At 63.4% G+C, this 12,951-nt stretch carries 13 protein-coding genes; 1 reads left to right on the top strand and 12 read right to left on the bottom strand.

Annotated features, from left to right (window positions below):
• Window positions 1-124 precede the first annotated feature (124 nt).
• Complete coding sequence (locus tag DXC52_RS08030) at window positions 125-1,036, top strand: PHP domain-containing protein (protein WP_117746843.1); 912 nt, start codon at window positions 125-127, stop codon at window positions 1,034-1,036.
• A 120-nt stretch (window positions 1,037-1,156) separates the two neighbouring features.
• On the opposite strand, the gene hisE is transcribed toward DXC52_RS08030, so the two are convergent.
• The 12 genes from hisE to DXC52_RS08090 all read right to left on the bottom strand — a co-directional run bounded on the left by hisE (window position 1,157) and on the right by DXC52_RS08090 (window position 12,806).
• The gene (gene hisE / locus DXC52_RS08035) at window positions 1,157-1,474 is read right to left on the bottom strand and encodes a phosphoribosyl-ATP diphosphatase (RefSeq protein WP_006235893.1); all 318 of its coding nucleotides are present in this window, start codon (window positions 1,472-1,474) and stop codon (window positions 1,157-1,159) included.
• Between the two features lie 46 nt (window positions 1,475-1,520).
• A complete protein-coding gene (hisI, locus tag DXC52_RS08040; protein WP_117746844.1) occupies window positions 1,521-1,850 on the bottom strand; it encodes a phosphoribosyl-AMP cyclohydrolase in 330 nt (109 codons plus the stop codon).
• 160 nt (window positions 1,851-2,010) lie between these two features.
• Window positions 2,011-2,793 (bottom strand): imidazole glycerol phosphate synthase subunit HisF, encoded by a 783-nt coding sequence (gene hisF / locus DXC52_RS08045; RefSeq protein ID WP_055310384.1) that lies wholly within the window; start codon window positions 2,791-2,793, stop codon window positions 2,011-2,013.
• A gap of 3 nt (window positions 2,794-2,796) precedes the next feature.
• Window positions 2,797-3,540 (bottom strand): HisA/HisF-related TIM barrel protein, encoded by a 744-nt coding sequence (locus DXC52_RS08050; RefSeq protein ID WP_117746845.1) that lies wholly within the window; start codon window positions 3,538-3,540, stop codon window positions 2,797-2,799.
• Window positions 3,537-4,238 (bottom strand): imidazole glycerol phosphate synthase subunit HisH, encoded by a 702-nt coding sequence (gene hisH / locus DXC52_RS08055; protein ID WP_117746846.1) that lies wholly within the window; start codon window positions 4,236-4,238, stop codon window positions 3,537-3,539. Before hisH ends, DXC52_RS08050 begins: the two co-directional genes overlap by 4 nt.
• Before the next feature lie 79 nt (window positions 4,239-4,317).
• Window positions 4,318-4,905: an imidazoleglycerol-phosphate dehydratase HisB gene (gene hisB, locus DXC52_RS08060; RefSeq protein WP_117746847.1), complete on the bottom strand. Its 588-nt coding sequence runs from the start codon at window positions 4,903-4,905 to the stop codon at window positions 4,318-4,320.
• Window positions 4,906-6,021 carry a histidinol-phosphate transaminase gene (gene hisC, locus DXC52_RS08065; RefSeq protein ID WP_199409499.1) on the bottom strand — a complete coding sequence of 372 codons (1,116 nt, stop codon included), beginning with the start codon at window positions 6,019-6,021 and terminating at the stop codon, window positions 4,906-4,908.
• Between the two features lies 1 nt (window position 6,022).
• Window positions 6,023-7,459, bottom strand: coding sequence for a histidinol dehydrogenase (gene hisD, locus DXC52_RS08070; protein WP_117746849.1), 1,437 nt, complete (start codon window positions 7,457-7,459; stop codon window positions 6,023-6,025).
• 105 nt (window positions 7,460-7,564) lie between these two features.
• Window positions 7,565-9,280 (bottom strand): ATP phosphoribosyltransferase, encoded by a 1,716-nt coding sequence (gene hisG / locus DXC52_RS08075; protein ID WP_117746850.1) that lies wholly within the window; start codon window positions 9,278-9,280, stop codon window positions 7,565-7,567.
• A 169-nt stretch (window positions 9,281-9,449) separates the two neighbouring features.
• Complete coding sequence (locus DXC52_RS08080; protein ID WP_117746851.1) at window positions 9,450-10,286, bottom strand: sugar phosphate isomerase/epimerase; 837 nt, start codon at window positions 10,284-10,286, stop codon at window positions 9,450-9,452.
• A 73-nt stretch (window positions 10,287-10,359) separates the two neighbouring features.
• Window positions 10,360-11,421, bottom strand: coding sequence for an SIS domain-containing protein (locus tag DXC52_RS08085; RefSeq protein WP_117746852.1), 1,062 nt, complete (start codon window positions 11,419-11,421; stop codon window positions 10,360-10,362).
• A gap of 170 nt (window positions 11,422-11,591) precedes the next feature.
• On the bottom strand, window positions 11,592-12,806 hold the full coding sequence (locus DXC52_RS08090; RefSeq protein WP_199409500.1) for an MFS transporter: 1,215 nt from the start codon (window positions 12,804-12,806) through the stop codon (window positions 11,592-11,594).
• Window positions 12,807-12,951 lie beyond the last annotated feature (145 nt).

The raw sequence follows: 12,951 nt of genomic DNA on the forward strand, positions 1-12,951 counted from the left end.
GCGCAAGCGAGGCCGCACCACGCGCCGCGCACCCTTTCCAATCGATTTCGGCACCCCGCGCGTACGACGCGCCGAGGCTGCGCCATTACAATGGAGCGGATTCGCCAAATGCAAAGGAGCCGCTATGCCTATGTGCCCGCTGGTCGATTGCCATACCCACACCTCGTTTTCGGACGGCCATGCCTCATTTGAGGACAACGTCCGCGCCGCTGTCGCCGCCGGCTGCCGCGCCATGGTCTCGACCGACCATCTCACCCTACCTGCCAGCATGGATGCCAACTGCGAGGTGCAGGTCGTCGAGGGCGACCTGCCGGCACATCGTCTGGCTTTTGAGGACGCTCGCAATCTTGCCGCTCAGATTGCGCCAGAATTCACCTTTATCTACGGTTTCGAATGCGATTGGTACGAGGGCTGCGAGCCTTTGGTTGAGCGCTGGTCCCAGGGCGCCGTCGTGCGCCTGGGCAGTGTGCACTGGATTGGCAACCCAGGCGATATCATGGCCGGTGCCGCGGGTACGGCGGGAACGGAGGACGTCGCTCGTCCCGATACGCCCGATTCGCGCTGCGGCTGGATCGACGATGACACCAACCTGCACGTTTGGGAAAACCTGGGGGTACGCGGCGTGTGGGAGCGCTATGTCGATGACTGGTGCCGCGCCTGCGAGAGCCCGCTCAACTTTGATGTGATGGCTCACCCCGACCTGGTCATGCGCTTTTCGAAGGAAGGCTTTGCGCCCGATTTTGACCCCGCACCGTTTTGGCAGCAGATGGCAGAGTGCGCGCACGATACGGGCCGCCGCGTTGAGGTCTCGACGGCCGCACCGCGCAAGGGCTTGGGCGACTACTACCCCGCAACCGGTCTTTTGCGCTGCTTTGCCCATGCCGAAGTGCCGATCACCTTTGGCTCGGACGCGCACCGCGCCTGCGATATCTGCTGGAACATCCGCGAGGCCCAGGCGCACGCCTACGACTGCGGTTATCGAACCTTCGACATCCCCCACGCCACCGGCGAATGGGAATCCACGCCCCTCGCCTAGCCATCCCTTCATAAGTTGCGGTGAAATAGGGATTGTTTTGCTTGATGAAGCGCTTAAACAGTCCCTATTTCACCGCAACTTCCATGACCCCGTTACACCAACAAAGACTGTCCCAAACGACTAGTGGCGGCGGGCGTTGAGTTCGCCGGCCAGCTCGTCGAGGGTGATGCCGTAGCGCTCGAGCGTCACGAGCAGGTGGTAGACCAGGTCGCCGGCCTCGTAGCGGATGTGATCGTGATCGTTATCCTTGCAGGCCATGATCACCTCGCTCGCCTCCTCGGCAAGCTTCTTGAGCAGCTCGTCCTCGACGTCGGTCAACAGACGAGCGGTGTAGCTCTCCTGCGGCGATGCGTCGCGACGGCCGTGAATCACCTCGGCGAGCCCCGTCAGCGTCTCACCGATATTTCCATCCTGAACGTTTGCGGTGCGCACACCCATAGTTCAATCCTTTCTGGTTGGCCGAGCGTCTAATCGAGCGCCCGCCCTACGCGAGTTTCTTAAAGAAGCAGGTACGGTTGCCGGTATGGCAGGCCGGACCCGGCGAGTCAACCTTGACCAGCAGCGTATCGCTATCGCAGTCGGCCCAAAGCTCCTTGACCTCCTGCATATTGCCGCTCGTCGCGCCCTTGTTCCAGAGCTCCTGGCGACTGCGGCTCCAAAACCACGTGGTACCGGTCTTGAGCGTCAGCCCCACCGACTCCTCGTTCATCCAAGCAACCATAAGCACCTCGCCGGTGTCATACTGCTGAACCACACAAGGAATCAACCCACGGGCGTCGTATTTCAGCTCGGTAGCATTTACCACCTCAGTCATCATTCCTCCCAAGTAATTACCGTGAACATCGCAGGTCGGCGAGGCTTGCCCAGGTGCCGCAGGTTGCCGCGAAAGAGGAGCGACGCGTACTTTGGTACGCGAGCGACGGTTTGAACGGCAAGATGCGGTGCCTGGACAAGCCGCAGCGAAGCCCGCAGCATTAGAAGTCCAACCTCACAGGAATACCTTGAGAGGCCATATACTCTTTGACTTCGCGAATGCTGAACGTCCCAAAGTGAAAGACGCTCGCCGCCAGCACGGCATCGGCCTCGCCCTCAATCACGCCCTCGGCAAAATGCTCGAGCGCGCCCACACCGCCGCTCGCAATCACCGGAATCGGCACCGCGCGCGCCACGGCGCGGGTGAGCGCCAGGTCAAATCCGGCCTTGGTGCCGTCGCGGTCCATACTGGTGAGCAGGATCTCGCCGGCGCCGCGACGAGCCGCCTCCTCGGCCCACGCCACCGCGTCGATGCCCGTGGCGTTGCGGCCGCCCGCCGTGAAGACCTCCCACTTGTCGGCACCAGATGCGCCGGGCAAACCGACGCGCTTGGCATCGATCGCCACGACCACGGCCTGGCTACCAAACGCCGCGGCAGCCTGGCTAATCAGCGACGGGTCGCGCACGGCGGCAGAGTTGAGCGACACCTTGTCGGCACCGGCTGCAACCATGGTGCGCATGCCCGCCAGGTCGCGAAAACCGCCGCCCACGGTATAGGGAATGGCTAGCTCCTCGGCCGCATGCGCCGCCATCTCGATGGTCGTCGCACGGTTGTCGCTCGTGGCGGTAATGTCCAAGAAGACGACCTCGTCCGCACCCTCGCGGTCGTAGGCGCGCGCCAGCTCCACCGGATCGCCCGCATCGCGCAAGCTCACAAAGTTGACGCCCTTGACCACACGGCCGTCCTTGACGTCCAGGCAGGGAATCACACGTTTGGTAAGCATGGGCTACTCCTCCCCTCGGGCGGCGGTCAGCGCCTGTACCAGCGTAAAGTTGCCCTCGTAGAGCGCGCGACCGGTAATGGCACCTTCAATCGCGCCCTCACGCACTGCGGCCAGCGCGCGGATGTCGTCGAGCGTCGAGATGCCACCCGATGCCACGACGGGAAAGCCCGCGACCTCGGCCACATGGCGATACGCCGCCACATCGATGCCCGCCTGCATGCCATCGCGCGCAATGTCGGTATACACCAGATGCTTAAAACCCAGCTCGGAAAGCTGCGCCACGGCGTCGTCGAGCGCCACGCCCGCGCCGTCACGCCAGCCATTCACCTTGACCTGGCCGTCGCGTGCGGCAATATCTGCCACCAACAGCTCGCCAAAGCCTTGGGCCGCCACCTCGGCAAAACCCGGCTCGGTCACCAGCACGGTGCCCAACGCGATGCGACACGCGCCGTAGCCGGCCAGCTCATCGATGCGCGCGAGCGAGCGAACGCCGCCGCCCACGTCCACGGACAGACCGTCGACGCCGCAGATAGCCTCGATCGCCGCTGAGTTGGCGGCGCATGTGTCCTCGTCCTCGCCAAAGGCAGCGGACAGGTCGACGACGTGCACCCAGCTCGCGCCCTGCTCGGCAAAGGAGCGGGCAACTGCCACGGGGTCGTCGGAATATACCTTGCAGCGGTTCCGGTCGCCGCGCTCCAGGCGCACGACCTTGCCGCCGATCAAATCGATTGCGGGAAACAGAATCATCGGCTGGCCCCCTCGACGATGCTCACGAAGTTCTTAAGAATGCGCTGACCCAGCGCAGAGGATTTCTCGGGATGGAACTGGCAGCCCCACACGTTGCCGTGGCGCACGATGCACGGGAAGCTCCGCGTGTAGTGCGTGCGTGCCAGAACATCGGCGGCATCGGCATCGTCGGCCACCGCATAGCTGTGGGTGAAGTACATATTGGCGCCCTCGGCAAAACCGGCAAGCAGTGGATCGGCCGCACCGGCGGGCGTCATGTGCACCTGGTCCCACCCCACGTGCGGCACCTTCAGACGGCTCGACTCCAGGCGCGTACACGAACCGCGCATAATGCCCAGGCCATCGATCCAGGGGCCACCGGCCTGCTCGGGGGTGTTGTCGTCGGCGACCACGCCCTCGTCCGCCGGCACCCCCTCGTTGCCGCGCTTAAAAAACAGCTGAAGGCCCAGGCAGATGCCGAGCAGCGGAGTTCCAGCGGCAACGGCGTCGAGCACCGCGTCCGCCTCGCCGCTCTGGCGCATAAAAGTGATCGCGTCATAGAACGCGCCCACGCCCGGGATGACCAGGCCGTCGGCGTTGCGGATCTGCTCCGAATCGTCCGACGTGCAGGCGACGGCGCCGGCGCGCGCAAGCCCGCGCACAACGCTCGACAAGTTGCCCTTGTGGTAGTCGACCACCACGATCTTCGGTTCGCCCACGCGACCCTCCTCTTCCCATCATCCAAAACCACCACAAAGGGGACAGGCACCTTTGTGGTGGTTTTTGCCTTTGTGGCGGTTACAGCGAGCCCTTGGTGCTGGGGATGCCCTGCACGCGAGGATCGAGCTCGCAGGCGTGACGCATCGTGCGGCCCACGGCCTTAAAGGCCGCCTCGATAATGTGGTGCGAATTGCCGCCCGCCAGCTCGCGCACGTGCAGCGTGAGCTTGGCGTCGCGCGCAAAGGCGTAGAAAAACTCGACGGCCAGCTCGGTATCAAAAGTGCCCACGCGCTCGGTCGGCACGGGCAGCTCGCAGTAGGCCTGCCCGCGGCCCGAAATATCAACAGCAGCCATCACAAGCGTCTCGTCCATGGCGATCGCCGCGTCGGCAAAGCGCGTAATGCCCGCCTTGTCGCCCAGCGCCTGGCAGAACGCCTCGCCCAGCACAATGCCCGTATCCTCGACGGTGTGGTGCGCGTCGACTTCCACGTCGCCCACCGCGTGCACCGTCAGATCGAACAGGCCATGGCGGCCAAAGGCGTTGAGCATGTGGTCGAAAAACGGCACGCCGGTCGAGATATCGCACACTCCGGTTCCGTCCAGGTCGAGCTTGACGACAATATCGGTCTCCCCCGTCTTACGGGTTACCTCGGCATAGCGGCCCATCTACATCTCCTCCTTCACCAGCGCGACAAACGCAGCCAGCACCTCATCGTTTTCCTGCGGGGTGCCCACGGTAACGCGCAGACAGTCCGCGAGCCCCGGCGCGTAGCTAAAGTCGCGCACCAAAATCGAATACTCGTCGCGCAGGCGCTCGCGCACGCGCGTGGCATGCGGCGTACGCACGAGCACAAAGTTCGCCGCGCTCGGCCACGCCTCCACGGGCAAGCCCTCGGCAGCCATCGCGCGCAGAGCGGCCAGCTCGCGCTCGCGCTCGGATGCGACCTGCGCCACCACGGGCGCGTACGCATCGCGGGCACGCACACAGGCAAGAGCGGCGGCCTGGCTCAGCACGTTGACCGAATAGATCTGGCGAATCGCCGCGAACACCTCGATAACCTCGGGTGCCGCGATCACGTAGCCCAGGCGCGTGCCGGCGGCGCCAAACGCCTTGGACAGCGTGTGCAAAATCACCAGGTTGGGATGCTCGGCGATAAGTCCCTGCGCCGTGGTGGTCGCGCCAAACGAATCGTCGGCAAACTCAACGTATGCCTCGTCGACCATGACCATGCCGGGGCACGCATCGCACAGCGCTGCGACAAATTCGAGCGGAGCCACGTCGCCCGTTGGATTGTTGGGCGAGGTCACGATTGCCAGGTTGCACTCGGGCGCGGCCGCGAGCACAGCAGCTTGGTCGAGCTCAAAGCTCGCCGGATCACGCCACACGTCGCGCACCTCGGTCTGACAGAGCGACGCAAAGAACGCGTACTCGCTAAAGCACGGCGGGCAGTTGAGCAGGGTCCGCCCCGCACCGCCAAACGCCAGCAGATAGTTATAGAGCAGCTCGTCGCCGCCGTTTCCCACGCAGATGTTCTCGCGCGTCACGCCATGCCAGGCAGCAAGCTCGTCGCGCAGGTCGTTCGACATGGGGTCGGGATAGCGGTTGAGCGGTGTGGCAGCCAAGGCCGCATCAACCGCCTCGCGCACGCCGGCGGGCACGGGATAGGTGTTCTCGTTGGCCGAAAGGTTGATGCGCGTGGGCGTAAAGTTAGGATCGTAGGGCTCAATACCGGCCAAGTAGGGCTGGACGAGCTCCTTCATGCGGGGCGTCAGCTCGGCCATATTAGGCCTCCTCGCCGGTCGCGCCAACGCCATCCGCGCCCGCAGCCGCCAGGTCCACGCCCTCGGCGACCGTCGCCACGGCGTCGCCCGGCCAGGCGACCTTGGTCAGGTCGGCCGCGGCCAGCGACGCGGCACTCACGGCATCCTCGCCCTGCTCCAACACGCGGCGACGCAGAGCGGCGGAAAGCGCGTGCGCCCACAGGCCCTCGGCCTCGGCCAGGCGCTGCGTAGCGGGAGCGTCGAAGAGCAGACCTTCGGGTGTATAGCAAATGACGCTCGAGCGCTTGACGAACTCTTCGACCGAAAGCGGGTTGGAGAACATGGCCGTACCGCCGGTCGGCAGTGTGTGGTTGGGGCCGGCAACGTAATCGCCAAGCGGTTCGGAGCTCCAAGCGCCCACAAAGATGGCGCCGGCGTTGCGAATACCGCCAAGCAGGCCCATCGCGTCCTTACAGTGCAGCTCAAGGTGCTCGGGCGCCACGGTGTTCACCGCCTCGACGGCGGCAGCCATGTCGGTGGCCACCACGATGGTGCCCTCGTTATCGAGCGAGGCACGCGTAATCTCGGCACGCGGGGACTGCGCCACCAGAATATCGATGCCCGCCTTGACCTCGCGCGCAAACTGCTCGTCGCAGGTCACCAGATAGCAGGCTGCCAGCGGGTCGTGCTCGGCCTGGGCCATCAGGTCTGCCGCGACCACCATGGGCTTGGCCGTGGCATCGGCCAGCACGCAGACCTCGGAGGGACCGGCGACCATGTCGATGCCCACATCGCCCGAGATAATCTGCTTGGCAGCGGCGACAAAGGCGTTACCCGGGCCGGTGATTTTGTCGACGCGCGGAATGGTCTCGGTACCGTACGCCAGTGCGGCCACGGCCTGGGCGCCGCCCACCATATAGATCTCGTCCACGCCGCCGAGCTTTGCCGCGGCGAGCGTGTAGGGGCTGATCAGGCCGTCCTTTTGCGGCGGGGTCACCATGACCACGCGCTCAACGCCGGCGACCTTGGCGGGAATGGCATTCATGAGCACGGTGGAGGGATACTGCGCACGGCCGCCTGGCACGTAGATGCCAGCCGCTGCAAGCGGGGTCACCTTAACGCCGAGCATCGTGCCGTCCGGGCGCGTGGTAAACCAGCTCTGCTCGACCTCGCGCTGGTGGAACTCACGAATCTGGCGCGCAGCCTTCTCGAGCGCGGCGACAAAGGCCGGATCGAGGCCTTCGAGCGCGGCATCGATCTGCTCTTGCGGCAGACGGAAGCTCTGCAGCTCAACGCCGTCAAAGCGCTGGCAATAGTCGCGCACTGCAGCATCGCCGTTGGCACGCACGTTGGCCACGATTTCGCGGGCGGCGTCGACGATGTTTTGCGGCAGCACGCCCTTGCGGTTGAGCTGGTTGGTAACGAGGCGCTCACCGGGAGCAAGCTTGATGGTCTTCATATCGGTATCCCCTATCGGTCGAGGTTATGTTCGAAAAACGAGAGGCCGGGCGGCGGCGCCAGTCGACCCGCAGCCCAGACGTTGGGGCGCCCGTGCGTGCTCGCGCTATTGTGCCGAGCCCGCAACGGGCTCAAAATGCTTGTCCTTCACGGCCGCCGCCAAGCGATCGGCCAGATTGCGCACGCGCGGATCCAGGCGCGCGGCACCCGGGTTGACAAAGAAGCGGGCCGTGCAGTCCATGATGCGACCGGTGATGACCAGGTCGTTGTCGCGCAGCGTGGCGCCCGTGGCGGTAATGTCCACGATGCGATCGGTCATGCCGACGATGGGGCCCAGCTCGATGTTGCCATGCAGCGAAACGATGTCGGCGTTCACGCCTCGCTCGGCATACCAGGCACTCGCGATGCGCGGATACTTGGTGGCCACGCGAAGCGACCCGCGGCGGGCATAGTTGCGCTCGGCCTGACCGGCGCGCCACGCGGGCTCCGCCTCGATAAAGGTGCACAGGCCGTAGCCCAGATCGACCAGCTGCAGCAGGTTAAGGTCGGCCTCGATAAGCGAGTCCCAACCGCAGATGCCGCAATCGGCACCACCGCAGCCCACAAAGGCAGGCGCATCGCTGGGGCGCACGATGACAAACTCGATATCGCCGACCGTGCCCTTGCCGGCACGCGCGTCGCGGCCGCGCACAATCAGGTGACGGCCGGGGTCACGCAGCTCAGAGACGTCCAGGCCCGCGGCCTCGAGCACGTCGAGCGTATCAGCCTTAAGCGAGCCCTTGGGCACGGCGATGCGCAGCGGACCCTCGGCGCCACGGCCCGCGGCGTGATCACCATCGGAAGCGGCGTCCTCGGCCGAGGTACGCGCGGCCTCCAGACGCTCGAGCGAAAAGGCGAAGCCCGCCGCCGGTACCTCGATGCCGTCGCCAAATGCACCGGTAAAGATGGAGTCGTAGCGTCCACCCGAGCCGACCGGATCGGGCAAGCCGCCGGCATAGGCCTTAAAGACCAGGCCCGTGTAGTAATCGAAAGAGTTCATGATGGAGAAGTCGAACGACAGCACCTGGGCGTCCTCGGGAGCCAGGCCCTCGACCAGGGCACGCAGTTCGCGCGTCAGCGGCGCGACAATACCGGCGGCCTCCAGCAGCACATCCACGCGGTCGAGCACCTCGGCACCACCGTGCAGGCGCGGCAGCTCGCTAATGGCGGCCTTGACGGCATCGGACTCGGCGCTGGCAGCCACGCGGGCATCGAGGCCCACAAAGTCGTTGGCATGCACGCAGCGCAGGGTCTCGGCAGCCAGCTCACGATCCTCGCATACCGCGAGCAATTCCTTAAAAGGACGCACGCTGCCTGCGATAATGCGCGCATCGGGAAGTGCCAGCTCGCGCACGGCTTCGGCGACCAGCGAGACAATCTCGACATCGCCCGAGGTATCGCCCGCGCCGATAAGCTCAAAGCCCAACTGCGTAAACTGGCGCGAACCACCGGCATTGCGCTGACACTCGCGAACCACCGGCGCCTCGTAACGTAAGCGCAGAGGCAAGTCGGCAGCGCGCATGCGGGTCGAAACCAAGCGCACGATCGGCAGCGTGTTGTCGGGACGGACCACCAACAGGCGGCCGTCGTCATCAAAGAGCTTAAACGGCGTGTCCGCAATGCGGCCGCCCTCCTCAAGCGAACCCTTGTCCTCGAGCAGCGGCGTCTCGACCGGAAGGTAATGATGCTCCCTGAAGCAGCCCTTCACCGTACATGCGATCTCTTCGCGCGCCTGAGCCTCCTCGGGCAATATGTCCCGGAATCCCCACGGTGTGGCCGTCATCTGGTGAGCCTCCTCATGCTGCTTTTCATATAGAACGAACGACCGGCATAGCTCCGCCGGTCTTCTGGGTACTTTAGCATACTAGAGTGCTTGCGGGGAAAATCCGCCGCAGCCGCTCACGCCGTATTCATTTGGAAACATGGGGCAGATTGCCGCAACCCAACCCCACCTAGGCGCCAATCGCGCGTCGGTACTCCGCCATAACCTGAGCGTCGGCTGCCGCGGGATTGGCAAAATAGCGCCAGTCATAGGTCTCGGCCGAAACAACTCCGCGATAGCCGCGCGCCACCAGCCTATCTAGGTCGGCGCGCATATCGCGGTCGCCGTCACCCCAGGCAAGATGCGTCGTGCCATCTGCCGCAACATCGACAAAATGCACGTGGGCGACATCATCGCCAAGCAGATCGAAATAATCGTCGATGGTATCCCCCGCCACCGCCATAGCGCCCAAATCCAGACACGCCTTAAGTGCCGGATGATCAACTGCCTCGATCATGCACTTCGTATCGGCCGCCGAGTTCACGATCATCGACTCAACCGGTTGTAGGGCCTCGAGCACCAGTCGCACGCCGCGCTCTCCCGCATGCTCGGCAATCGCACGCAGCATCGAGGCGCTGCGACCCCACGCGTCCTCGATCGGCTCGTTCAAAAATGCCCAGCCGCTCGAGACCATGACCTGCTCGGCTCCAAGTTCCGCCGCGATATCTACAACGTTCTTAAAGTACGCGAGCGTGCGGGCACGCGCCTCATTCCCGCGCGCCGCGATATTCCACGGCTTGGGGTTGTTCTGTTCGGGACAAAGCCCCACAATCCGAACCCCATACCGCTGCGACAGCTCCCGCACCTGCTCGAGCGAATCGTATCCATGGCAATCGACATACAGATGCATCGCCCCGGTCCAAAGCTCGCAACACGTGTAGCCCGAGGCCGCTGCCGAAGAAAAGAATTCCTCAAGGTCAAAATAACGATGGCTGATATTCATGACGGCAAGCTGCGGATAGCTCATAATTACTCTCCAACCCAAGCGAGGCCCCGTTCCATATAGGAGCGGGGCCCAATTACACAAACGTTATTTGCTCTTAGTAGTCGAACTGGTGATAGTAGCGACGGTAGTTGAGGTTGTGCTTGGTGACCGTCTCGTAGTAAGCGGCAAGGCGATCGGTGATCAGCGAGGAGAGGATCCACGGGGAGACGATGACGCGGAACTCGTCGTCAAGGCCGGGGATCGCGAACTCGGCGGTGTCGATGACGTTGATGTCGGTGTCGCCGGTCACGCCGCGGTTCAGGAACGCGCGGACGCGCTCGTCGAGCTTGCGGTTCTCGTCCTCGCCCATGAACAGGAAGACCGGGACGCCGGGCTCCACGAGCTCGAGGGTGCCGTGGAAGAAGTCGGCCGAGGTGATGTAGCGGGTGCGCTTCCACTGCATCTCCTCGAGGATGCACATCGAGAACAGGATGGTCTCGCCCCACAGGGCGCCGGAGCCGATGAACATGGTGTAGGGGGCCAGGGCGTACTTCTTGGCGAGCTCCTCGGCGCGCGGCTCGAAACTCTTGCGGATGTCGACCAGGTGGGTCCAAACATCCTTGGTCTGCTCGATGAACTTATCGAACTGCGGGAAGCAGCCACGGCGGTTGAGCAGGCGCAGGCCGAAGCAGTCGGCGAGGTAGTAGCCCATCTCGCAGCCGCCGTTACCATGATCGGAAGCCATCTTGACGCAGTTCTCGGCGCCGACAGCCTGGCCGATGGGGCCCTCGGGCTTGGTCATGGCGTAGACGCGAATGCCCTTTTCCTTCATCTTCTTGACGGCCTCGAGGACCTCGGGGGTGGTGCCGGACTCGGAGGCGGTGAGCACGACGGACTTCTCGGTCATGCGCTTGTGGCCCATGGCGTTCCACTCGGCGGCGTGGATCAGGTAGACCTCGAGGTCGCGGTCGCCGAACTTGTTCATGAGGTACTCGAGCTGCATGAGCTCGTCCCAGGTGCCGCCGACGCCCATCAGGAACACGGCGTCGTAGCCCTCGTCGGCGACCTTGTCGGCGAGCTCAATCATCTTCTTGCCGGTCTCGTAGACGTTCTTGCCGTCCTCGAGATAGCCCTCCTGGTCGAAGTGCATGATCTCGATCTTCTCGGTTTCCTTCATGGCTTTTCCTTTCTGTCCTGCACGCAACTCTATACATTGCGTTTCTTTTCGATACCAATTATAGACATACACCTAATGTGTTTTTAATACCACTTATCAATCTGCTCCAATCCTCGGTGAACGGTCGAAATTCTCTGGTGAGTGGTATTAAATTAGAATTGAATGTATAGCTAACACCTCTGGCGCCTCCCTTGTGTGACAAAGAACAGCGTTCCTACCAGCGCGATAATGGTCGATGCCCCAAACAGCACCGCCTGAACGCCCAAAGCCTCCGCCAAAAACGGAGCCGCCAGCAACGGAAGCACGCCGGCGCTCATCAGGCCAAAACGCACAAAGCCGGTAATGCGCCCCAGGTATTTGATGTCCGCGCGCTCCTGAATCAAGATCATCTGCAGCGGCTCCAAGAAACCCCAAGCCAGTCCGTTAATCGCCTGACCGATAATCGCAACCCCCAGCATATCGGTGCCCACGTACACCATGGACCCAATGCCCACGGCCATGAGCGCGCCGAGCAACAATCGCAGGTTGACATGGCGAGCAGAAAGCTTGGTCAGGATGAACGCGCCCACCGAGGAAGTGAGGCCCACGACCGAGGACAGCCAGCCCAGCCAGACGATATCCACGTTGAGCACATCGCGGTAGAACAACGACTCAAGCGAATCGAACGCGCCGAACGCAAAGAAACCCAAAAAGCCCGAGATAAAGATGAGGCGCAAGTCGTGGTCGCGAAACGTAAGTCGCGCGCCCTCGGCCATGCCGCCCAGAATACCGCCCTTCGGCTTCTCCCCTTTTGCGGGAGCAACACACTCGTGACAGCCCAAGGAGAGCACGGCCGCCACACCCATCATGCCCGCCATGAGCAGATAGACCGATTGCGTGGCAAAACAGCTCACGATGGCACCGCCGAGCAGCGGGCCAGCGGTATAGGCGATATTGCTGTAGAACACCATGAGACCGTTCACGCGGGTACGGCCCTCGGTGGTCGACTCCAGGTATCCCGGAAACGCATGCGTGCAGGTGTTGATAAAGCCGCCCGCAAGTCCCAAGACGCACGCGGCAAACACAAGCCCGGGGACAGACAACGGCGCCAACCCCACGCCAAGCGATAGCACCGCCGTAATCACGCACGTCACAAATGACGTCCGGCGCGGTCCAAAGCGGTCGATGACCGAGCCCGACACCATATTGCCCACCGACGTCATAAGATTGCGCGCGAGCGTAATGGCGGCAACCAAAAAGGCCGTGCCGGCCAGATCATACGTGGCCGCACCGATAAGCCCCAAAAAGTAGACCGCGTTGTTGGCGCACCACTGCAGGGACTCAATAAGAATCAGCCTGACCTCTGCCGGCGTCAGGCGCATTGCTTCGCGATCCTTCGCGAACATACGAACTCCTTCTATACAAAAAGGGGATGGAGGGCATAGGCCTGCTCCATCCCCTTTCCAGGTTGCAACGAAAATCTATGCAGCCGGGCCCTTACGCCAGCACGCCGAAGAACGCGCCGATGATGCCCACGACCATGGTGGCCAC

Origin of the sequence: Collinsella sp. TF05-9AC, assembly GCF_003438495.1 — a bacterium.
Taxonomy (GTDB): domain Bacteria; phylum Actinomycetota; class Coriobacteriia; order Coriobacteriales; family Coriobacteriaceae; genus Collinsella.